Source organism: Nonomuraea sp. 10N515B, from assembly GCF_052245915.1.
In the GTDB taxonomy this organism is placed as follows: domain Bacteria; phylum Actinomycetota; class Actinomycetes; order Streptosporangiales; family Streptosporangiaceae; genus Nonomuraea.
The window spans coordinates 80,792-102,317 of the sequence record NZ_JBQQBQ010000022.1 but is presented as its reverse complement, the minus strand read 5'-3'; the positions used below and the strand labels follow the sequence as shown (position 1 = coordinate 102,317).

Genomic DNA, 21,526 nt, shown 5'->3' with positions numbered 1-21,526 from the left:
GACTCGAAACATCAACCGACACTGAGCATCAGGTCATGCTTCACCATCGGCGTCGAGGCCACCGCCGATCACCGCTACGCGGTCGGCGACGGCATGCTCCATCCGCGCGTCGATGTCCAGCAGCCGCTGCCAGGGCAGCGCTGAGCGAGACATCGCGAGAGCCTGCGCCCAGCCGGGCCGCATCGGCTCAGGGGTGACGGTGCGGGCCAGCAACACGCTGGCGTCCACCGACTTCGTCGTCGGCCGCAGCACCGCGGCCGTCACGGTCCTGGTCGCAACATCGATCACGCCGGTCAGATCGACCCGGCCGACCACTCCGTCGTCCAGGCGGACCAGCACGTCCAGCGGCGTGGAGTCCATCTGCATCACCTCGCCCGGCGCCCACGCGTCCGCCTCACCGAACGGGCCGTCCGGGCGAGCAGCAAGGGAACGGCGGGTGCGAGCCGACCCGGTGGTGTGCTTGCCCGCCGACAGCTTGTCCAGCAGCCGATAGAGGCTGCGCTGCGAGGGCAGCTCCACCACGCCGCGGCCGTGCGTGGCCTCCAGGATCTGCTCGGTCCGCCAGAACAGATGGCTCGCTGTCCGCGACGAGGACTGCGTGGCCTCCTCGATCGCCTTCCGCATCGCCTCCACCACCGCCGGGTCCGCCCGCCCGTGCGGGGAGACCGGCTTGTCGACCCGGTGGTCGACCATCCCGACCACGCCGCGTGCCTCGTAACGGCGTCGCCGTTTGGCGATCGCACTCGCCGTCACCGGCCTGCCCGCCGCGACCAGCTCTGCGGCCTTGGCCTGCTCACGCCGGGTCAACGACACCGTCGCCGGGTCGTACTCCGGTTTCGGCCTGGTCCCCGCCGGAGCGTGCGGCGGAACACCGCGCAGCACCTCCACGATGTGCCGTTCCCACCACAACGCCTCCGCCGCCACCGCCTCCGGCAGCCCATCCAGCGGAGTCGATGAAGGAACCGCAAGACGGGACGAGCCGGTGACGACCTCGACGTCCTCGGCCGTCTGCAACTCGACCAGGGCCATGTCGGTGACCACTCCATCGGTGCCGGCCAACCGCACGTCCGTCCCCAGCACCGCGATCACCGTGTGCAGCGTCCCTGCCACCCGTATCCGATCCCCGATCGCCAGCCGCGCGGGCCGCCGCGGTCGGCGGGCTGCTCCCGCTCACCGCCGACCGCCCTGCGGCCAAGCGGTCCGCACCAGCGTCGCCGGGCCCAACCGCTCCTGCTCCAGGTCAGCGATCAGCTCGCACTGCCACATCAGGTGAAACAACGCAGGCAGCACCGCTAACCGGTCTCCCACTTCCTCTGCACCGGCCAGCAGAGGCGCCGGCGAGACGAACACCTCCCGCAGCCGGTCCCCGACCTCGGAGTGGCCAGCGCACCGCGGATGCCGGTAGCGGGACAGCCACCGAACATTCGCCCGCAGGACCGCGTCGATCTCTCCCACCCGCCGGAACTCCCAGCCCGCCAGAGCACACAGCCGCGCGGTCACTGCGAACGCCTCGGCGTCCCTGTCCTCGATCCGATCATCGGCGCGGACATCGAGGACCAGGCCCGTCCACCCGCCGAGCGAAGTAGTCCGGCGCATGCCGCCGCCAGCCCCGCTCGCCCTCCCAACGCAGCCAAAACGGCTGCGAAGCGATCCCCACAATCTCCCGGTCGAAGTCCAAAGCCTGAACGTGATCGCGTTCCAGCCAGGACTCATAACCCACATGACGTCCCGTCGTCGCCGCCCACCACCAGCCCGGGAAGTGCTCGAGCCCTGGAGACCACCGGAACGAGCGCACCGGCCTCACATCCTCGAACCGCACTCCCGAGCACGACGAGGACGTCACCCGACGCTCGGCCCCAAGCGCATCAACAAAATCCAGCTCGACCGGCCAGCCAAGACCCTCAAGCCGCTCGGCAGCGGCACCGCCCACAGGCCACCATCCAGCCCAAAACGATCAGTACACGAGCAAACCGTAGTGGCAGAACCGTCCCCATGAGCAAGATTCACTGACAAAAAGGAACATCGCCTGTCACAGGACACTGTGGCAGACCGGCAGCAAAGACTGGCCGATCGACACGACTGTCCCGTCTCAAATGATCTTCTTTGATCGCGATGCGCTGAGCAGGGCGTGTGGAATGTAGGTGAGACAGGCATGGGGTCGGATTCTCAGTCGTGTTGCCAGCGAGGCCTGGATTCGAGCAGGCGTCTCAGGCCTGTGTTGTCGGCCGGGATCGTTTCGGCGTTGCGGGCGAGGCTGACGGTCGCGGCCTTCGAAGGATTCGCTGTCGATGTTCTGCTCGACCTGGAGTCTGATGCCGCGGTTGGTGAGTTCGGTGCCGAGGACGACGAGATTCTGGATGGAGTAGAACAGCCGGTCGAGCCGGGTGACCTTCAAGGTGTCGCCGCGGCGCAGGCGCTCGGCCACGGTGTCGAGCGGTTCCCGCCAGGACTTCGCGAACGTGCCGACGCCTTCCCCTTCGAGCACCCGGAACACACCGGCCAGGTCGACACCGGCCGCGGCGAGCCGCGCGGTATTGACGCGCTGCGTGGTCATGCCCTCGGGTCGTCGACCTTGAGCTTGTCTCCGGTGTTGGAGACGAAGACGACCAGGAGCTTGGCCCGTTTGGTCCGGCTGGTGTTCTCGGTGAGGACGTGGTGGGCGCCCGGCTGCTCAACCCAGTTCTCGCCTTGGCGGCAGGTGCTCACGGGCTTGCCGGCGAGCTTACTGCGCACGGTGCCTCGAGGACGTAGGCGTAGACGAACGCCTTGCCGTGCCGGTGCGGCCTCGCACGTGCGTTGGGCGGGAAGTCGACGATCGCCGAGGTGAACGTCTTGCCCTTCACATTCGGGAGGCTCTGCTGGCGGCGGCCAGTAGTCCACCGGCGATCCGCATTCCGATCACAATGGGTCTCCTGTTCAGTCTTCTGTGACGCGGATGATCGTCTTGCCCCGGGTGCGCGTGGCGGGGGCGAACGCGGCGGGTGCTTCGGCGAGCGGCCGTACGGCGCCGACGACCGGCTTGAGCCGGCCGTCCCTCAGTCGCGTGGCGAGCTCAGTGAGCCGGGCGCGGTCGGGTTCGACGACGAAGAAGATCGCCCGCCCGGCCTTGGGCTGAACCTTGGGCGGCAGGGTGATGGTGACGAGCGTGCCGCCGGCCCGGACCAGGGCGGCCGATCGGTCGAGAATGTCTCCGCCGATCACATCGAACACGACGTCGGCCTCGCCGACGTCCTCCAGCTTCTCCGTCTGCAGGTCCAGGAAGGTGTCGGCGCCCAGTGCAAGCGCCCTGTCCCGGTCGGCGGACCGGCCAGTGCCGATGACACGGGCGCCGGCCTCGCGGGCGAGCTGTACCGCGATCGAGCCGACGCCGCCCGCGGCGCCATGGATCAGGACGGTCTGGCCTGTGGTCAGGCGGCCGTGGTCGAACAAGCCCTGCCAGGCGGTCAGGCCGGAGATCGGCAGTGCAGCGGCCAGGGTGTGGTCGACGTCCGCCGGCAGCGGCGCGAGATTGCGGGCCTCCACCGCGGTGTACTCGGCGAGCGAGCCGTTGCGGGTCCAGTCAGCCAGGCCGAACACCCGCTGGCCGACACTCAAGCCGGTCGTGCCGAACCCCAGCTCTTCGACGACACCCGACAACTCGTGCCCGGGCACGCTCGGCGTCCGGTCGCGGCCTGCGCGATCGGTCCACGTGGCCGGCCAGTCCAGCTCTCCAGGGGTGAAGCCCGCGGCGTGCACTCGCACGATGACGTCGTTCTCGGTCGCGTGGGGGTAAGGCATGTCCGACAGGGACAGGCCGGCGAGACCGGCTTCACGGTCTCGGACAGTGATGGCTTGCACAAAGGTCCTTCCTGAGGAGGGGCGCTCGAGCGCGCAGCCCGTTCACACGCAGGGCTCATCGCGGCTCGTCGGAGGAACGCAGCAGGTGGACGCGTGCCGTCCGGCATGATCGATCTCATCTGCTCACGAGCGTTCCTTCGTCTGTCCCGTTTGGGTTCTCATCAGGGAGACGAGGTGGCCCCTCGGGTTGTGACAGCTCAGACGTGAGAAAGCTTGTCCGGGTTGATGACCCTGCGGTACGCGGCGATCAGACCGTCTGTGATCTGCAGCGTGTCCACGGAGTAGACACGGCCCTCCCGGTGGCACACCAGGGCGAGCTCGCCGCCGACCTCGACGAGGTCGATGCGGTCCGGACGCCACTGGCGGCCCACGCGCACCATCACCTCAGCGACGCGTTCACCACCGTAGATGGGCTTGCGCATCGCGGCGACCTCGCCGCCGCCATCGGTGACGTAGACGGCGTCCGGGTGCAGCAGCCTGACCAGGCCAGCCAGATCCCCGGCCTCGTAGGCGGCGCGAAAGGCCGCCAGCACACGTTCGCGCTCCGCCTTCGACGCCTGCGGCGAAGACTGCTTCGCTTTGGTCACCCGCCGCCGCGCCCGCGAGGCCAACTGCCGGGCACCCGGCACGGAGACATCCAGCACTTCGGCGATCCGAACGAACTCGAGACCGAAGACATCGTGCAGGACGAAGGCCACCCGCTCCGGCGGGCTCAACTCCTCCATGATCAGGAGCATCGCTGAGCCGACGGACTCATCGACGAGGACCGGCTCGGATGCGTCCGGCCCCGTCAGCAGCGGTTCCGGCAGCCATGGCCCGACATAGGTCTCCCGGCGGAAACGGGCACTCTTGAGAATGTCGTACGACCGCCGTGCGGCCACCGTCACCAGCCAGGCCCGCAGATCATCAATGTCCTGCTGATCTGTGCCGGCCGCCCGCAGCCACACGTCCTGGGTCACGTCCTCGGCATCGGCCACACTGCCCAGCAGCCGGTAGGCCACGCCGAAAACCGCGGGCCGGTGCCTCTCCCATTCGGCTCCGAGCGTGTCCTCGTGCTCAGACCGTCCAGGCGCGTTCTCGTTGCCCATACAGATCGTGACCTCCTCCATCTTGCGGATCCAGCGTAGGCATCCGAGCTCGGGATCTACGCAGACAGCCCCGGAAGCGAGCCAGCGTGCACGCTCACACCGACGACGCGTCGTCCTTCATTCGACAGGGCGGTGTTTCATTGGTCGCCTGTGAAACAGCCCCCGCCGGGGAATATGCCTCGGCACCCTCGCCCACATGCTGGCGAGGGTGCCGAGGGCCAACCGTTCAGCGACGAGTTCGGCTGCGGCGGCGGCGCCTGGAGGTGGAGCCTCGCCGGCGCGGCAAATCGCTGTCCGAGCCGATCGTGCGGAGCGTGATGGGCAGGTAGTGCTGGATGGACATGACATCTCCCAGTTCATGGTGTGCCGGTCAGACGTGGACCGGCTTATGCGCATTCATTTAAGTTTCAAAGGTCCTCCAACCGGGGATGCGGGCGGAGACTTCCCCGAAATGGGCCGCTTTGGGGGCATTTCGCCTGGCGTTGGCCGCGTGCCGACCTGATCTGATCGTCCTTGGGTGTTGCTGGACCGGTCTGCCACCTAAATGGGGCGCAGACCAAGTAACGGTGAAGGCGTTGCTCGATATCCACCGGCCGCCCCTTCCAGCCGTACTTGGGCGGTGGGCCAAGCTGACCCGCGAGGACGGCAAGTCCTTCGCTTTGAGTTGGCCCACCGCGCTGCCGACGCCGCGGATCGAGGGCAACAAGGCTGTCTACGCGGGCGCCGCCGGTCTGCCAGGCGCCGACCTGGTGATTACCGCCCTGCTGACCGGTTTCCGGCACGATGTGGTCTTGCGGAAGCGGCCCACCGGTCCGGTGGAATTCAAGCTGCCCGTCATCACCGACGGCCTGACCCTCAGCTTCTCTGTGCTGGCCGGCACCGGGCATCATGCCCGTGCCGTTCGTTTCGCTGGTGTTGTGGGATGTCCGCTGATGAGCGGCAACTCCAGCACGAACCTCGCTCCACGTGGCGAGTCCTCGACCGTGAGGGTGCCGTGGTGGGCGTGCGCGATGTCGCGGGAGATGGCCAGGCCGAGCCCGCTTCCGCCGGGATCGCGGCGGCGGCCGTCGTCGAGGCGGACGAAGCGTTCGAAGACGCGTTCGCGGTGCGCGGGCGGGATGCCGGGCCCGTCGTCGGTCACCGCGACCGCGACCCCGTCGTCGGCCGGCTCGACAGTGACCTCGACAGAGGATTCGGCGTGCCGCTGCGCGTTGGCCAGGAGGTTGCCCAGCACGCGGATCAGTTGCATGCGGAAGCCGCGGATCTCCACCCCGGCGGGCGCGTGGACGTTCATCGGCACGGACGTGGACTGCGCGCTCACCTCGGCGGTGACGAGCTCTCCGAGGTCGATCTTCTCCGGGGGGCGCGGGTCGGCGGCCCGGAGTCGGGCCAGCAGCAGCAGGTCATTGACGATCGCCTCCAGCCGGTCGGCGGTGGTCAGCGCCGTCTGGAGCGTTTGCCGGGCGTCGACGTCGTCGGGGTAGAGCAACGCCTCCTCCAGTTGCGTGCGCAGCCCGGCGATAGGGGTGCGCAGCTCGTGGCTGGTCGTGGAGGCGAACTGGCGTAGCTGCTCCACCGCGCCGTCGAGCTGGCTGAGGGTCTGGTTCGTGGTGGTGGCGAGCCGGGTGATCTCGTCGTCGCCCGGCGGTACGGGAACACGCAGGCTGAGGTCGCTCACCGTGATCTGGGAGATCTGGGTCCTGATCGCCTCGAGCTGAGCAAGTCTGTCTGTAGCACTCATGGCTGCTTTCCCTTCAGGTGTCGGGAGTTCTTGGTCTTGATGTGCGGCTCACTGTGGCGTCGGCGGTGAAGCCGAACCCGCGAGGCAACGTCTTGTGGACGGCCGAGGCTCCCTCCGCTTGCACTTTCGTTACAGCAAATGACTGTAACGAAATTATTCCTCAACCCTCCAGCAGCCGTGCTTGTGTTACAGTTACGATCTGTAACGTATCTCGTACGGCATGGGCCCAGCCGTCATCCGCGAGGTGAGCCATGGTCCGAGGACGACAACCGCAGGGCGAACAACGTGGCGGCAATGGCACGACAGGCGAGGCCGAACGTACGCATCAGGGAGGCCGGCCTCGCGACACGGCCATCGACGAAGCCATCATCCGGGCCACCCGCGAGCGGCTCGTACGCGACGGCTACTCGAGGATGACGATCGGTGACATCGTCGCCGACGCCAAGGTGACCCGACCCACGCTCTATCGCCGCTGGAAGAACAAGTTCGACCTGGTGATGGACGCGCTCGATTATGGGTTTCGCAAGCAGCGCGAGACATACACCGTCGACCTTTCCGAGTTGTCTCCTCGAGACGCGCTCGTCGAAGCCGTCCGCCGACTCGACCCCGCGTACTTCAATCCCGACGCCATGGTGCTGATGGGCAACTTCGCCGGCGAGGCGCTTCGTACCCCGGAGCTGCTTGAGATTCTGCGCGAGCGCGGTGTCGAGCCTCGCGTCGCCCTGGTGGAGGAGGTGCTGAAGCAACTGCAGGAACGCCACGCGGTCAACGCCGACATCGATACCCGCACGATCGCGATGATGTGCTTCGGCAGTTACTTCGCCGCATTCTACTCCGGCGAGCCGAAGGAGGAGCTTCCCGAAAGCGTCGTGGCCGTACTTTGGCCAGCCATCGCCACCGCACCGCGAGGGCGTTCCGGCACTGGAACCGGACGATCCAAGTAGTTCTCATGGGACGGCCGTGGCGGATGTAGCCGGGGTGTGCGCGAGATCGGTGTAGATCCCATGCCGGACTTGCGCACTCCAACGGGCGGCGCTCGACCAGACGGCGCCGAAAGCCGCCCTCCGCCACCTGCCCGATCTGCGCGCAGCCGCCGACCGCATCGAAACCCTGGCGGCCGAGGACAGCCCTAGCCCGTCCCACCACACCACGCCCTGAACCCCAGCCAGGTGTCGAACTCGCCCCGTCCACCTTCCCACTGATGGAGGAGGAGGTGCGCTGGGCCTACGGCGTGCTCCTGTGCCGATGGCTCACTCCTGGCCGCCCGCCGCCTCACGGCCGCGCACTGGCATCGGACTGGTCCGGGCGTCGACGGCCTGTACGACGGCCGCGAGCTCCCGCATCATCTTCAGGGGCTTGATCAAGGCAGCGACGGGCTGGGTGCGAACGAACTCGCCAGGGTCGTGGACGAGGCGGCGGAGCAGCCGGCGCGGCTTGGTCACCAGTCTGTGCCGCAGATCCCCGAGATAGCGGCCCGGGTCCGCCTGGCTGATCTCGGTATCGCACTTGGTGCATCGGACACCCGCCAAGAGCCGGCCGAGATAGCGGATCTCATGGAGGGTGTCTGCGGCGCACCACTGGCAGGTCAGAACAGCACGGTGAACGTCGAACATACGGCTTCTCCCACTCACGGCTATGGCAGAACATAGCCGGTGCTCGTCAGGAGGTGCTCGGCCCGGAACAAGTCCTGCGGATGAGTGATCTCAAGATTCAGCGTGTCTCCCGTGACCCATCGCGACTTCACGGAGCTGAAGCGTGTGATGCACGACATCGTGTCCGCGCCCACGAACGAGTCCCGCGCGGCCGCCTCGAACGCGGCGAGCATCGACCTCGCCTCGAACGCCTGCGGGGTCTGCGGGCGGAGCAACCGCTGTGGAGATCCGATGACCATGTCGTCGGCATCGGCCTTGACAAGATCATCAGCGAGAAGGCCAGGGATCGCGCCGCCGAACATTCGCGCGGCGTGAATGACACCAGCGGTCAGCGTCGACGATGCCAGCGGACGCGTCACGTCGTGGATCACCACGACGTCGACGGCACCGGTGTCGATCCGTCCGGCGAGGTGCCGCAGAGCGAGCAACTGTGATTCCTGCCGTGTCTCCCGGCCCAGGACGATCTCCACGGGGAGCCCGTCGGTCTCGCGCGCCACGAGGCGGCGGGCCGTCTGGTAGTCCTCGGGCGGGACGACCAGGAGCAGCGGGCCGATCTCCTTCGTCGCGGCGAGCGCGCGGAGCGCCCAGGACATCAGGCTGCGGCCGAGCAGAGGGAGATAGGCCTTGTGCAGCCCTGGTGCGAATGCCGTGCTCTCGCCGCTCACCAAGACCACTCCCGCGGCGTGCGGGCTGCCTGGCACACGTTCGCGCGAGAGGGGGTCCATGGTCTCGGCGGGAAGGGCGGACGGCGGGTTCGCCGATGAGCGGTTTGGCGCCTCATCCATATGCTGGCCGCCTTCCGTGGTGCAATGCATCGGTATCGACCAGTATGGCGTTCAGCCTGGTGAGCAGGCGAGCGGCCTCGGTGGCATCTCCCACGCGTTGGTCCACGGTCAGGCCGGCCCGGCACCGCATCCGTACGGAGACGCGATCGCCGTCGACCACCGGATGCCGCCTCACCTCCCCGATGACGAGTGACGTGGCTTGGGGCGGGATCAGCGGGAGCTGACCGGCGGCGATGCCCAGACGGCCCACGTTGAGCAACGTCCCGGTGGCTCCCGAGAGAGAAGCCAGCGGAAGCCTGCCCTTGCGCGCCTGAGCGGCCAGGTCTCGAAGCCGCATGTCAAGCAGCGCCGGGGTGACCAGATCCGGATCATGCAGTACCGGAGCGAGCATTCCGCCGGTGGTGTCGACGGCCACCGCGACACCGACACGTTCCAGCAGGGTGAGCCGCCCGTCCGTCCACGTGGCGTTCAGCTCCGGGGCCTGCCGCAGCGCCGCCGCGAAGGCCCATACGAACAAAGTGGTCCAGCGGCATCCACGCCGGTCGGCCTCGAGCGCATCAAGGTCGAGATCGGCGTACAGGGTGAGCTGGGGTGCGGTGGTTGCGGCCATCAGCCGACGAGCGGTGGCCCTGCGCGCCGTCTGCCTCCGTGCTGCGGCGGAGGTGCGTGTCACCTGGTGGGCGGCGCTGAGGGACGGGGAGGCGACCGATCGCGGCGCCGCAGCCTGCTCGACGTCGATGACCCGGATGCAGCCGCCGGGCCCGCTCCCGGTCACGGTGCCGAGGTCGACCGAGAGCGCCACCGCGCGGGCTCGGGCCAGCGGCACGGCGGGTCGCCGGGCGGTGGGCACCGGGCTGGCCGTCCCCTCTGCGCCGGTTCCGGGGAGGTCGATTCGCCCGCCGGGGTCATCCTGGCCGATGTCTCCTGACGTGGGGGTGTCGAGCAGTCCGCTCAGGAGATCGTCGTCGCCGCTGGTGATGTAGGCGATGGCGGTCCCGACCGTGACCACCTCTTCGGGATCGGCCAGGATCCTGCTCAACGTGCCGTCCGCGGGTGCCTCGACCTCCATGTCGACTTTGTCGGTCGCCACCTCGCACACCGTCTCGCCGCTGCGGACCTGGTCACCTGGCTTCTTGTGCCAGGCCAGCAGCGTGCCCTCCTGCATGGTCATCGACATCTTCGGCATCAGGACCGGTATCTCGTGCATCACCACGTCCTGACCAGGTCCTCGGCGGCGGCCACGATGTCGGGAATTTGCGGGACGCTGGCGGTCTCGAGCTGAGGAGCGTACGGGATCGGCGCGTCCAGCCCGCACAGCCGCCGGATCGGCGCACGCAGGTGGCCGAACGCGCGCGACCCGACGGTCAGCGCTGCCAGCTCGGCGACGTAACCGCAGGTCAACGGTGCCTCCTGGACGAGCAGCAGGCGGCCGGTGTCGGTGACGGAGTCCAGCATCGGCTCGGCGTCCAGCGGTTTGAGTGTTCGCTGGTCGATCACGGTGGCCTCAATACCGACGGCCGCGAGGCGCTCGGCCGCCTCCAGCGCTCGGGACACCATCACACCAGTGCCGACAATGGTGACATCGGCGCCACGGCGGCGCACGACGCTGTGCCCCAGTGGGATCCGATCGGCGCCGGCCGGCACCGGGCCGCTGGTGCGATAGAGCAGCTTGTGCTCGAGGAGCACGACGGGATTGGGATCGTCGATGGCTGCCAGCAGCAGTCCCTTGGCATCGGCCGGCGTGGCGGGCATGACCACCTTGAGGCCGGGCACGTGCGCGAACCACGCTTCCAGACTCTGTGAGTGCTGGGCGGCGGCACCGGTTCCCGAGCCCGTCGGCGCGCGCAGCACCATGGGCACCGTGGCGGCACCGCCCAGCATGAAATGGATCTTCGCTGCCTGGTTGACGATCTGATCCATCGCCTGAGCCGTGAAGTCGGAGAACTGGATCTCCACCACCGGGCGCATGCCGCACAACGCCGCGCCCACCGCCGCCCCCACGATGCCGAGTTCGGCGATGGGAGTGTCGCGGACCCGTTCAGGGCCGAACCGGTGGATGAGGTCACCGGTGACGCCGAAGGCGCCGCCGTACACTCCGATGTCCTCACCCAGGAGGAAGACCCGGTCGTCGGCGGCGAGCGCCTCGGCCAACGCCTCGCGTACCGCCTCGGCGTAGCTCAGTTCCCGGACGCTGTCACCTGCCTGCGACGGGGCAGGGGTGGGCAGAGTCGTTGTCACGTGTCATACCTTCCGTGAGACGGGCTCGGGGGCGGATCAGGTGGCGTAGACGGCCTCGGCGAGCTCCGCCGGGTCCGCATCGGGTGCCGCGGAGGCGGTCTGAACGGCCGACCGCACGCTCTCGCGGGCCTGGGCCCGGCACTGCTCGATCTCGGCGGTGGTCAGCGTGCGCGCCGCCTCGGCGGCCTTCTCGAAGCGGACGATGGGATCCCGTTCCCGCCAGTCCTCGATCTCCTCACGAGTGCGGTAGAGGTTCTTGTCGCTCTTGGAATGGCCCTTCCACCTATAGGTGGTCGCTTCGACGAACGACGGCCCGGCGCCGGATCGCGCCCTCGACACCGCGACGGTGACCGCGGCGAAGACCTCCTGGACGTTGTTGCCGTCCACCGTGACGGCGGGGATGCCGTAACCGGCCGCCCGTTCGGCGAGTGGCGTCTTCGACGCCCGCCCAACCGGCATGGACATCCCGTAGTGGTTGTTCTCGCACACGAAGACGACCGGCAACGACCAGATGGCGGCCAGATTGACCCCCTCGTGCCAGGCGCCTTCGTTGACCGCGCCGTCGCCGAAGAAGCTGAGTGCCACCTCGTCGCCGCCGCGCAGCTGGACGGCGAGACCGGCGCCGGCTGCGATGGGCACGCCACCTGCCACGATGCCGTTGGCTCCGAGGTTCCCTGTCGCGACGTCGGCGATGTGCATGGATCCGCCTCGCCCGCGGCAGTATCCGGTCCGCTTGGCCAGGAGCTCGGCCATCATCCGGTCTGGGACCGCGCCCTTGGCGATGCAGTGGCCGTGGCCGCGATGGGTCGAGGTGATGTAGTCCGACGGGCCCAGGGCGAGGCAGGCGCCGGTGGCCACCGCCTCCTGCCCGATCGACAGGTGCATGGTGCCGTGCATCAGTCCGCGCGCGAACAACTGATCCACCGCCTCCTCGAAAAGGCGGATCGTCCACATGGTGAGCAGCACTCGCCTGGCCGTCGCGGGATCGCCGGCGAGGGCGGGCAGCGGCCGGTCGCCGTTCGCGACGTGCTTGGTGACGATGTCGGCGGTCATGCGCGCGTACCTGCGAGAGCCCAGGCCGGAGTGGGGACGAGCGGTGAGCCTCCGCCCTTCTCCTCGCCCGTCCATTGATCCTGCAAGCGGCGCAGCGTGGCGATGACGGTGTCGTCCCGCAGCGCGACCGCGTCACGGGTCAGCGGCTCACCGGCGGGCACCTCGCGCAGCAGGGTGGCGCCGGCGGCCAGGCCGAGCGGGACCAGGCCCTCGTGAGCGGCGACGCCGGCGGCTTCGATCAGGCCGCGGACCAAGTGACCGCCGATCCCGTCGATCACGTCACCCGGCTTGAGATCCCGCTTGGCGACCGCCACCACCTCCGCGGTCCAGCTCGTCGGTGCGAGGCTGGGTGTCCGGTCGAGCACCGTTTCCGCGACCGTCAGAGGCGCCTCCACGCTGGCCAAGTGGTACGGCCGGTAGAGGGCGTAGTAAGGGCCGGTACCCAGGCTGAGATAGTCCAGCTCGGCGGCGACGACCGGGTCGGGGCAGCGCACGACGGTGAACACGCCGGGAGCGACCGGGCCCGTGCAGTAATCGACCACTCCGGGGCGATCCAGTACGCCGCCGTCGACCACCGGGCGGAACACCTCGGACAGGCGCTCGACGGTCGCCGGCGGCCCGTACATACCCCTCCGGCTGACCTCCAGCCCGGTGGCGTTGGCCAGCGCAGCCATTTCGATCATCGTTTTGGAGCCGTCGACGAAGCTGGTGAGCATCTTGGGGTTCATCCCCCGGGCGCGGGCCTGCTCCGCCAGCACGTCCGGGTTCGCTTGGGGATCAAGCGGGTTGTTCTTGCCCTTGCCCGCGCAGACCACCTCGAAGCCGAGCGTACGGGCATAGTCCACGAGGCGCAGAGCCTCCACCGGCTCGTCACCGCGACAGACCGTGTAGACCCGTCCCATACGCCGGGCCAGGCCGGCCAGGGCGAGACCCACGGTGACGTCGCACTCGACCGTCAGCAGGGCGATATCGCGGCCCGCGAGCAGCGCGTTGAATGCGATCCGGGCGGCGACCTCCGGCACCCCGCTCGCCTCGACCACGATGTCGACCGGCAACCGGACCAGCAGCTCGGCGTCGTCGGTGACGACCGGTCTGCCATCCTCGACCGCCTCGGAGAGCCGGTCGGCATCGTCAGAAAGGAGCGGGTCGATGCGCCCGGCCTTCCGGTACGCCGACACCGCCCGGTCGGGCTCGATGTCGGCGACCGCGGCGATCTCCATGCCAGGCATCCTGCCTACTTGCGCGATGAATCCAGTCCCCATCTGACCGGCGCCGACGAGCCCGATCCGGATGGGACGGCTCGATCGTGCCCGCTCCGCGAGCCGTTCAAGGTATGCCATGCGATCCCCTTCTCCCAATGGGCAGGGCCGAGCATTTGCACATTTGACCAATGCTCGGAACAGATGTGATACATCATGACTCTGTCTCTATCGCTGGGCAAGAGGCCTGAAGGATCCTCCTTGCCATGTCCCGGGATTACCGATCTGCACATTTGTGCAGATCTCGATGCCGGGGCTTGCGCCCGAGGGGAGCAATCGGTTTACACTTCTGCTCGCCATTTGCTCACATTTGTTCAGCGAGGAGAGCACCAGTGCCCCAGGGAGTCGTGACCATCGCGGCACGCGCAGGATTGCACGCACGGCCGGCGGCACTGCTGGTCCAGGCGGCCGCCCGGCAACCGGGCGCAGTGCGCATCGGCCGGCCGGGCCAGCGGCAGGTGGATGCCAAGAGCATCCTGTCCGTGCTGTCGCTGGCCATCGCGTGCGGCGAAGAGGTGCTGGTGGAAACCGATGGCCCGAGCGCCGATGAGGCGCTCACCGAGCTGCTCGCGATGCTGAAGGTCGATCCGGACGGCCACTGACCCGCGCGCCAGAGAAGCTGAAGATCTGTCCGGACGGTCACGTCCGACGCACGCGGCCAAGGCCAGGGGCGCGAAGACCAGCGGCGCCGGTTCGGGAGGAACTGGCGCCGCGGCGCGATCGGCACGGCCGGACTACTCCTACCGCACCATCCCCAGCAGCGCCCTGCCCAGCGCGCTGTCGCAGATGAGCACATTCATGAATCCTGCGCGCAGGGCGCCGAGCACCCCCCGCGCCTTCTCCACTCCCACGGCCATTCCGACCACGGTGGGGATGGCATGCAAATCCTCCAGCGAGACCGCGAGAACGCGGTCGTGCACGGCGCCGAGGATGGGCTGCCCGTCTTCGTCGAAGTAGCGGGCGCAGACGTCGCCGACGGGGCGGGCGCGCTCGAACTGCTGCCGCTGCCGGGGCGTCAGCCGTAGCGTGTCGATGATCGCCGCCGACGACCCGGCCCCGAACGCCCCGATGCCCACGAATGACAGCGACGACCGCCGCGCCGCGTCCAGAACCGATGCGATCGCGGGCTCGGCCAGGAGAGTTTCCTTGCTGGCGGCCGACTCCAGCAAGGCAGGCGCGTGCAGTCGCTGCGAAGTCGCGCCGAGCCGTGCGGCGAGCTCGCGCACCAGCTCCTCGCCCGTGATCTCCGAGGCCACCGATGACAGTCCGCCGACCAGCGGCAGCACCTCGACCGGGATGACCCGGTCGGTGCGTACGGCTTCAACCAGCGCCTGCAGAGTGCGCCCCCAGGACAGCGACAATCGGTGCTCCGGCCGCAGCGTGTCGAGCAGCCATTCGGCGCCCGCCGAACCCACTTGGGAGAGCGTCGCGTCGTGGCCTCGCCCGCCGACCACCCGGCACTCGGCCAGGGCGAAGGCGGACTTGATCTCGTCTTCCAGGGCGATGTCCCTGAGCGAGAGGTCGCGAATCCGGATGTCCACGATGCCCTGCTCGCGGGCGGACGTCAGGATCCGCGAGACGTTGGTGCGACTCAGGCCCAGCCGCTCGGCGACCTCCTGCTGGGAGAGGTTTTCTTCGTAGTACATCCGCGCCACGCGGACCAGCAACTCACGATTGCGGGGCGCGGGCATCGTCACGTCCGTTCATGTCCTCACCAACGACCTGGTTATCCCACCTCTTGAGCGACCGTTCAGCAGCATGGGCGCGTTCCCGCGACTCTGGCCCGATTCGGTCGAGGGGGTGCCGGATGAGTCGTGTTTCGTGAGAGCTGCGTCCACAAGGTCTTGCATGTGCCTTCCGTCACATGTTATTAACTTGCACATCGGTCCACCCTAAATGAACAGATGTGACAATAGTCGATCAACTCGGCGACCTGCAAGTCCAGGGTGGGCCGGCGTCCGGCCCCGCGTCGAAAGGAGGCTCGACGTGGAATCCATCACCGTCTTGTTCGTTGGTCTCGGCGTCTTGTGGCTCGGCCAGCTCGTCCTGGCATGGACACAGGCCCGATCGTTCCTCCGGTCCGCCCGCGAGCTGCGAGCGCAGGGCCGGGTCGCGATCGGCATGGGGCGGCGCCGGTGGATGCGCCGCGCCTACGTCGCTTTAGCGGCCGACGAAACCGGCCACGTCATCGCCGCTCGATCCATGCATGGCCTCACCGTCTTCGCCCGCCCCCGACCGCTACCCGGTCTGACCGGGATCCCGGTGGCCGATCTGGCTCATGGGGACACAGAAAGGCAGCTGTCGCCACTGATGGCCGCCGCCGCGTCGCAGGCGGCGGGGTTTCTCGCCGACTCGTTCCGCCGCAAGCCCGGGCCGGCGAGGTAACCGAAACCCGTAGGGCCCATTCGCTCTACGCACCCCCATTCACCCGGTCGCCAGCTGAGATGGTGACCGCAGGTTCGCAAGGAGCAAGTTCGTGCCAGCTAACTTGATCTATCTGGTGGCTCCCGCCCCGCCCAAAGGGCCGCAAGGCGTGCTCGGCACTCTGGCGCACTGGGCCGAGGACTTCATCGGCATCTTCAAAGCGGGTGCGGAGACCTTCGTGTCCCTGGTCACCGGCATCATCCCGCTACTGATCATCCTGCTCACCGCGGTCAACGCGCTGATCAGGATGATCGGGCCCGAGCGCATCGACCGGCTCGGCGTGCTGGCCGCCCGGCCGGGGCTGATCTACTACCCCCTGCGGTATCTGGTGCTGCCTGTGCTGGCGGTGTTCTTCCTCACCAACCCGATGGCATACACCATCGGCCGGTTCCTGCCCGAGGACAAGAAACCCGCGTTCTACGACTCCGCGGTGAGCTTCGTGCACCCCATTCTCGGGATTTTCCCCCACGCCAACCCGGGTGAGTACTTCGTCTACGCCGGCATCGCCGCCGGCGTCACCACTCTCGCCGCCAAGAACAGCGCGATCCTGCTCGGCGACCTCGCGGTGCGCTACTTCCTGGTCGGCCTGCTCGTGATCTTCATCCGTGGCGTGGTGACCGAGCTGATCACCAAGGCGATGCTCAACCGCCAGGCCCGCAAGACTCAGGAGGCGACGGCATGACCGCCACCACCACTCCCGACACGGCTCGCCGCGGTCCGCTGGACCTCGTCAACAAGGTCCTGGTCGTCATCGGCAAGCGGGTCGGCACCGTCGTCGGCACGCTCTACCAGGCCGGGCGCGACGCCATCGACACCACGCTGCGCAACGTGATGCCCTTCATGGCCTTCATCTCACTGATCATCGGCATCATCACCACCACCGGGGTGGGCGAGTTCCTCGCCAACGGCCTGCGTCCATTGGCCGGCTCCTTCATCGGCCTGCTGATCATGTCGATCGTGTGCGCCCTGCCGGTGCTCTCCCCGCTCCTCGGGCCGGGCGCGGTGATGGCCCAGATCATCGGCACGCTCATCGGCGTGCAGATCGGCCAGGGCAACATCCCGCCGCAGTACGCATTGCCCGCGCTGTTCGCCATCAACCCGCAGGTCGGCTGCGACTTCATCCCGGTGGGCCTGTCGCTGGGAGAAGCGGAGCCGGAGACCGTCGAGGTCGGTGTGCCCGCCGTGCTCTTCTCCCGGCTGATCACCGGTCCGCTGGCCGTGGTACTGGCCTACCTGGCCAGCTTCGGCCTCTACACCTCCAGCACCCAGTGACAAAAACCCGACAAGAGCGCGATGATGCCCTCAATTCGGGCCACAGCCGGCCCGCAGGCCCTTCGAGAGCACTGACCGGTCGGGAGCAGATCAAGGAGACGAGATTTGACGGACTACAAAGCGGTACGGATCACCGCAGGCCGCGGCGGATGGGGCGGCCCTCTGGTCATCCGACCTACCGAACAACGAAACCTCATCTACTCCGTGACCGGCGGTGGGATCCACCCGGTGGCGCAGCGCATCGCAGATCTGACCGGAGGGCAGGCGTTCGACGGATTCCGTAGCTCGGCGCCGTTCGATCAGATCGCGGTCGCGGTGATCGACTGCGGTGGCACCGCCAGGATCGGGGTGTACCCGATGAAGAAGGTGCCCACGGTGGATGTGCACGCGACGTCGCCCGCCGGGCCACTGGCGATGTTCATCAAGGAAGAGATCTTCGTTTCCGGTGTCAAACCCGACGACGTACTCGAGGCGTGAGGATGGACGCGGTTCCGACCAGGCCGGCTCCCAACGGCTCGTCCCCGGCAGCCGTCCGCTACGCGAGCCAGGTGACTGCGGTGGGCCCCATGGTGCCCGACTTCGCCGAGCAGCGGATCCTCGTGTTCTTCGGCGGCAACGCCCCGGCGGAGCTGCATGACTTCTGCGTCCTGCACAGCGCCACCGTGGCGACCGGTGGCCTGCGCGTGGGCGACGAGATCGTCATCGACGACACCGTTCTGTCCGTGCTCGCGCTGGGGGAGGTAGCCGAGGAGAACCTCCTCAATCTCGGCCACCTGAACCTGAAGGCCAACGGAGAGACGCGGGCGCCGCTGCCCGGCGATGTCTGCGTCGAAGACGGTCCACTGCCGGTCCCCAGGCCGGGGAGCCGGTTCTGGATCCGGGAGGCGGCCGGCCGCCGCTGATCACGGTGGCGGCCGTGATCACCACGGCCGCCACCCCCGAGTCGTCGCTCAGGGGCGGCGACGCACAAGAACGACGTGGACGATCGGGGACGGCGGTCGGGTGACCGGATGCCGCGCCCCTGGACGAGGGGCTCGTGACACATGCACACGCTGACAGGCATCGGGGTCAGCCCGGGAATCGTGGCAGGACCCGCGGCAGTGATGAACGCGCCGCCGGTCCTCCCGGCCCGGCCACCGGCAGTGACCGACGAAGACGCCGCCGTGGAGGCCGCCCACACGGCCCTTGGCGAGGTCGCCGCCGAACTGCTGGAGCGGGCCGGGCAGGCGGGACCACCGGCAGCGGACATCCTTGCCGCCCAGTCGGCCATGGCCGCCGACCCGGTGCTGGCGCAGCGCGTGGCGGAGCTGATCAAGGCCGGCCGCCCGCCGGCGTACGCCGTCAGCGACGTCATCGCCGAGTTCGCCGAGCAGTTCCAGGCGGCGGGCGGCTATCTCGCGGAACGGGCGGCCGACCTCGAGGACCTGTGCAACCGCATCGTCGCCCGGCTGCTCGGGCTGCCGATGCCGGGCCTGCCCGATCCCGGCCACCCGTACGTGCTCATCGCGGACGACCTGGCGCCTGCCGACACCGCCACCATCGACCCCCGGCAGGTGCTCGCCATCGTGACCGAGCGGGGCGGGCCGACGAGCCACACGGCGATCCTGGCCAAGTCACTCGGGCTGCCCGCCGTCGTGGCGTGCACGGGCGCCATCGCGGTGGCGGACGGCACGCAGCTCCTGGTCAACGGCACGATCGGCACCGCCGTCGTGGCTCCCACGCCTTCCCAGGTGCGGTCCACCCTCGATCGCGAAGCCGTACGTCGGGCCGCCGCCGCCCGGGTGACCGGGCCGGGACGAACCTCGGACGGCCACCCGGTCAAGCTCATGGCGAACCTCGGGACCGCTCGCGAGCTGCCCGCGGCGACCGCGGCCGAGGGCGTCGGCCTGTTGCGTACCGAATTCCTGTATCTCGACCGTGCCGAGGCGCCCGGCTTCGACGAGCAACGGGCCGCCTACGCCGAGATCTTCGACGCCTTCGGGGGCCGTCGCGTCGTCGTGCGCACCCTCGACGCGGGTGCCGACAAGCCGCTGCGGTTCGCCACGCAGCCCGACGAGCCCAATCCGGCCCTCGGCGTCCGGGGCCTGCGGATATCGCGCCGGTCACCCGAGCTGCTGGACGAGCAGCTCGCCGCGATCACCGCGGCGGCCCAGCGGGCGCGGGCCGAGGTGTGGGTCATGGCGCCGATGGTGTCCACTCCCGGCGAGGCGGAGGCCTTCGCCCAGCGGGCCCGAGCTCAAGGGTTGCCGACGGTCGGCGTCATGATCGAAGTGCCGGCGGCCGCGCTGCGTGCGGACGCCGTGCTCGCCGCTTGCGACTTCGTCAGCCTCGGCACGAACGACCTGGCCCAGTACGCCTTCGCCGCCGACCGCACGCTCAGCGACGTCGCCGACCTACTCGACCCGTGGCAACCGGCCCTCCTCGACCTGATCCACCTCACCGCCCAGGCCGGTCACCGCGCTGGCAAGCCGGTCGGGGTGTGCGGCGAGGCCGCCGGCGACGCACTGCTCGCCCTGGTGCTCGTCGGTCTCGGCGTGACCAGCCTGTCCATGGCCCCCGCCACCCTTGTCGACGTGCGCGCCGCACTCGCCCACCACACCATCGCCGAATGCCGGCACCTCGCCGACCTGGCCCGGGCGGCCCCCGACGCGGCCGCCGCCCGAAGCCATGTCGAAGCAGCCGCACACACCGGCAGTTGGACCGGCGCGCGAGACGGCTGGCACTGAACCTGCTGGGCGATCCGGGTTCGACGTCGGCCATGCCTCGGGCCGCCAGCCGCGCGACACCAGCGGCTCGGCGAGGGCCTGGCACCGCGCGGTGGCCGCGCCGGTGCCACCTCAACTCCCGAGCTTTCTACGAGCACGAACGCGCCGACGGCAAGCTGCACACCCAGGCCGTGCTGGCCCTGGCCAGGAGACGGGTCAACGTGCTGTGGGCACTCATCCACGACCGGCGCTGCTACGAGGTAATCCCGCCACGTCCTCAAGCGGCATAGCGGTTCACCTTGTGTCGGCGTACGAGTTCCTGTGCAGAGCCGGCTACGACCGACCAGATGACGCCCTTGTTCTGCTGCCGGGCCGCGGACGGGTGCCGGCTGCCATCAGCCACGGGCCTGCCAGGTACACAGGCAGGCCCGGTTGCCTTCGGGGTCGGCGAGCACCCAGAAGCTCGGCGCCTCCGCGTCGCTGACCAGCGTGCCGCCGGCGGCGAGCGCCGCGTCTATACGTGGCTGGACCTGCGCGGGATCCACCCACACGTCGAGATGCCAGCGCTGGCGAGGTTCCTCGCTGCCGGACGTCTGGAACCACACGGTCGGCAGAACATCGGCTGGGTCGCGGAGTTCGTCGCCGATGTCGGGGCCGGACAGATGCTCCATCGCCAGCACCGCGGCCCAGAACGGCAGAATCGACTCTCCGGCCGGGGTGTCGAGGGCGAGCTCGAGCCGGGAGACGCTCGAGGACTCCAACTGCACCCCGGCGTCGGCCGCGATGGAGGAGATGATGCGGGCCAACCGGATATCGCGGCCTGTGACCGCGCGCTCGTCGTGGCTGGTCAACCGAACGTCTACGTGGGTGTAACGCAGGTTGAGGTCGGGATGATGGTTCATCTCCTCGGCTGCAGCGCCGATGGCGTTGACGACGGAGAGCCCGGTCGCGAAGTTCTTGGTGTGGATGCGGGTCTGCAGGCCACCGAGCAGGTAAGCCCACCCGTCCAGCCCTTCGTCTGCGATCTGCTGTCCGGTCAGCTTGCTCATACGACATTCTTGCATGTCAGGCACCTGACGACGAGCCAGTCATGGATCTACACGGGAACCTCATCGAGCGCGCCGCGGATGGGCCGGACATGCGCGTTGGCCGATCCTTCGCTGTGCGGCAGAAGGGGTTCTTTCACCGCCGAGTGTCCAAGCGCCGCGGCGACCCCCGCCGCTCGCAGGATGACCTCGGCCTCGGAGCGGGAAGCAGGCGCCGCCGCCGCTGATGTCTGGCCGGTGCAGCCGGGTCAGCCGGACTTCCTCCGGGAATGCCTTCACTAAGAAGGCCGCTTCGTCGGGCGTCAGAGGGATCGCTGTGACGCGGTGGCTGCGTTCTGGACGACATCGGACCTTCCATCCGTTTAGAGGCGGGAGGAGGTGCTATGACGGGTCCTCGTCATCCTTGGGTGCGCCCGAGCTGCCGCG

The 21,526-nt window shown here is 68.7% G+C and carries 22 protein-coding genes and 1 pseudogene; 8 read left to right on the top strand and 15 right to left on the bottom strand.

The window, feature by feature from the left end:
• Positions 1-33 precede the first annotated feature (33 nt).
• The 7 genes and pseudogenes from ACTWQA_RS29960 to ACTWQA_RS29930 all read right to left on the bottom strand — a co-directional run bounded on the left by ACTWQA_RS29960 (position 34) and on the right by ACTWQA_RS29930 (position 6,666).
• Complete coding sequence (locus ACTWQA_RS29960) at positions 34-1,110, bottom strand: hypothetical protein (RefSeq protein ID WP_443162392.1); 1,077 nt, start codon at positions 1,108-1,110, stop codon at positions 34-36.
• A 60-nt stretch (positions 1,111-1,170) separates the two neighbouring features.
• Positions 1,171-1,795 (bottom strand): annotated as a pseudogene (locus tag ACTWQA_RS29955) (TnsA-like heteromeric transposase endonuclease subunit).
• Between the two features lie 294 nt (positions 1,796-2,089).
• Positions 2,090-2,554, bottom strand: a complete 465-nt coding sequence (locus tag ACTWQA_RS29950) for a recombinase family protein (protein ID WP_443162391.1) — start codon at positions 2,552-2,554, stop codon at positions 2,090-2,092.
• Complete coding sequence (locus ACTWQA_RS29945; protein WP_443162390.1) at positions 2,551-2,733, bottom strand: hypothetical protein; 183 nt, start codon at positions 2,731-2,733, stop codon at positions 2,551-2,553. The genes ACTWQA_RS29950 and ACTWQA_RS29945 overlap by 4 nt, the downstream gene beginning before the upstream one ends.
• Positions 2,734-2,916: 183 nt before the next feature.
• Entirely contained in the window at positions 2,917-3,777 is an 861-nt protein-coding gene (locus ACTWQA_RS29940) for an NADP-dependent oxidoreductase (RefSeq protein ID WP_443162389.1), read from the bottom strand.
• Positions 3,778-4,034: 257 nt separating this feature from the next.
• Positions 4,035-4,925, bottom strand: a complete 891-nt coding sequence (gene sigJ, locus ACTWQA_RS29935) for an RNA polymerase sigma factor SigJ (RefSeq protein ID WP_443162456.1) — start codon at positions 4,923-4,925, stop codon at positions 4,035-4,037.
• An 886-nt stretch (positions 4,926-5,811) separates the two neighbouring features.
• Positions 5,812-6,666, bottom strand: coding sequence for a sensor histidine kinase (locus tag ACTWQA_RS29930; RefSeq protein WP_443162388.1), 855 nt, complete (start codon positions 6,664-6,666; stop codon positions 5,812-5,814).
• 251 nt (positions 6,667-6,917) lie between these two features.
• Here ACTWQA_RS29930 and ACTWQA_RS29925 point away from each other — a divergent pair, with 251 nt between their 5' ends.
• The gene (locus tag ACTWQA_RS29925; protein WP_443162387.1) at positions 6,918-7,610 is read left to right on the top strand and encodes a TetR/AcrR family transcriptional regulator; all 693 of its coding nucleotides are present in this window, start codon (positions 6,918-6,920) and stop codon (positions 7,608-7,610) included.
• A gap of 306 nt (positions 7,611-7,916) precedes the next feature.
• Here ACTWQA_RS29925 and ACTWQA_RS29920 read toward each other — a convergent pair whose 3' ends face one another.
• The 6 genes from ACTWQA_RS29920 to ACTWQA_RS29895 are packed head-to-tail and all read right to left on the bottom strand — an operon-like array spanning position 7,917 to position 13,734.
• Positions 7,917-8,279: a hypothetical protein gene (locus tag ACTWQA_RS29920; protein WP_443162386.1), complete on the bottom strand. Its 363-nt coding sequence runs from the start codon at positions 8,277-8,279 to the stop codon at positions 7,917-7,919.
• A gap of 20 nt (positions 8,280-8,299) precedes the next feature.
• Positions 8,300-9,103: an IspD/TarI family cytidylyltransferase gene (locus ACTWQA_RS29915; protein ID WP_443162385.1), complete on the bottom strand. Its 804-nt coding sequence runs from the start codon at positions 9,101-9,103 to the stop codon at positions 8,300-8,302.
• Positions 9,096-10,310, bottom strand: a complete 1,215-nt coding sequence (locus ACTWQA_RS29910; protein ID WP_443162384.1) for a 2-oxo acid dehydrogenase subunit E2 — start codon at positions 10,308-10,310, stop codon at positions 9,096-9,098. Before ACTWQA_RS29910 ends, ACTWQA_RS29915 begins: the two co-directional genes overlap by 8 nt.
• On the bottom strand, positions 10,310-11,341 hold the full coding sequence (locus tag ACTWQA_RS29905; protein ID WP_443162383.1) for an alpha-ketoacid dehydrogenase subunit beta: 1,032 nt from the start codon (positions 11,339-11,341) through the stop codon (positions 10,310-10,312). The genes ACTWQA_RS29910 and ACTWQA_RS29905 overlap by 1 nt, the downstream gene beginning before the upstream one ends.
• Before the next feature lie 36 nt (positions 11,342-11,377).
• Positions 11,378-12,394: a thiamine pyrophosphate-dependent dehydrogenase E1 component subunit alpha gene (locus tag ACTWQA_RS29900; protein ID WP_443162382.1), complete on the bottom strand. Its 1,017-nt coding sequence runs from the start codon at positions 12,392-12,394 to the stop codon at positions 11,378-11,380.
• Positions 12,391-13,734 (bottom strand): NAD(P)H-dependent oxidoreductase, encoded by a 1,344-nt coding sequence (locus tag ACTWQA_RS29895; protein WP_443162381.1) that lies wholly within the window; start codon positions 13,732-13,734, stop codon positions 12,391-12,393. Before ACTWQA_RS29895 ends, ACTWQA_RS29900 begins: the two co-directional genes overlap by 4 nt.
• Positions 13,735-14,000: 266 nt before the next feature.
• On the opposite strand from ACTWQA_RS29895, the gene ACTWQA_RS29890 reads away from it, so the two are divergent.
• A complete protein-coding gene (locus ACTWQA_RS29890) occupies positions 14,001-14,255 on the top strand; it encodes an HPr family phosphocarrier protein (protein WP_443162380.1) in 255 nt (84 codons plus the stop codon).
• A 138-nt stretch (positions 14,256-14,393) separates the two neighbouring features.
• On the opposite strand, the gene ACTWQA_RS29885 is transcribed toward ACTWQA_RS29890, so the two are convergent.
• Positions 14,394-15,344, bottom strand: a complete 951-nt coding sequence (locus ACTWQA_RS29885) for a sugar-binding transcriptional regulator (RefSeq protein WP_443162455.1) — start codon at positions 15,342-15,344, stop codon at positions 14,394-14,396.
• A gap of 295 nt (positions 15,345-15,639) precedes the next feature.
• Here ACTWQA_RS29885 and ACTWQA_RS29880 point away from each other — a divergent pair, with 295 nt between their 5' ends.
• The 6 genes from ACTWQA_RS29880 to ptsP all read left to right on the top strand — a co-directional run bounded on the left by ACTWQA_RS29880 (position 15,640) and on the right by ptsP (position 20,075).
• Entirely contained in the window at positions 15,640-16,038 is a 399-nt protein-coding gene (locus tag ACTWQA_RS29880) for a transcriptional regulator GutM (RefSeq protein WP_443162379.1), read from the top strand.
• 91 nt (positions 16,039-16,129) lie between these two features.
• The gene (srlA, locus tag ACTWQA_RS29875) at positions 16,130-16,759 is read left to right on the top strand and encodes a PTS glucitol/sorbitol transporter subunit IIC (protein WP_305925524.1); all 630 of its coding nucleotides are present in this window, start codon (positions 16,130-16,132) and stop codon (positions 16,757-16,759) included.
• Entirely contained in the window at positions 16,756-17,349 is a 594-nt protein-coding gene (locus ACTWQA_RS29870; protein ID WP_305925525.1) for a hypothetical protein, read from the top strand. Before srlA ends, ACTWQA_RS29870 begins: the two co-directional genes overlap by 4 nt.
• A 105-nt stretch (positions 17,350-17,454) precedes the next feature.
• Complete coding sequence (locus ACTWQA_RS29865) at positions 17,455-17,826, top strand: hypothetical protein (protein WP_305925526.1); 372 nt, start codon at positions 17,455-17,457, stop codon at positions 17,824-17,826.
• A gap of 2 nt (positions 17,827-17,828) precedes the next feature.
• Entirely contained in the window at positions 17,829-18,251 is a 423-nt protein-coding gene (locus ACTWQA_RS29860; RefSeq protein WP_443162378.1) for a PTS glucitol/sorbitol transporter subunit IIA, read from the top strand.
• Positions 18,252-18,392: 141 nt separating this feature from the next.
• Positions 18,393-20,075: a phosphoenolpyruvate--protein phosphotransferase gene (gene ptsP, locus ACTWQA_RS29855; protein ID WP_443162377.1), complete on the top strand. Its 1,683-nt coding sequence runs from the start codon at positions 18,393-18,395 to the stop codon at positions 20,073-20,075.
• Between the two features lie 374 nt (positions 20,076-20,449).
• On the opposite strand, the gene ACTWQA_RS29850 is transcribed toward ptsP, so the two are convergent.
• On the bottom strand, positions 20,450-21,103 hold the full coding sequence (locus ACTWQA_RS29850) for a 4a-hydroxytetrahydrobiopterin dehydratase (protein ID WP_443162376.1): 654 nt from the start codon (positions 21,101-21,103) through the stop codon (positions 20,450-20,452).
• Between the last annotated feature and the right edge of the window lie 423 nt (positions 21,104-21,526).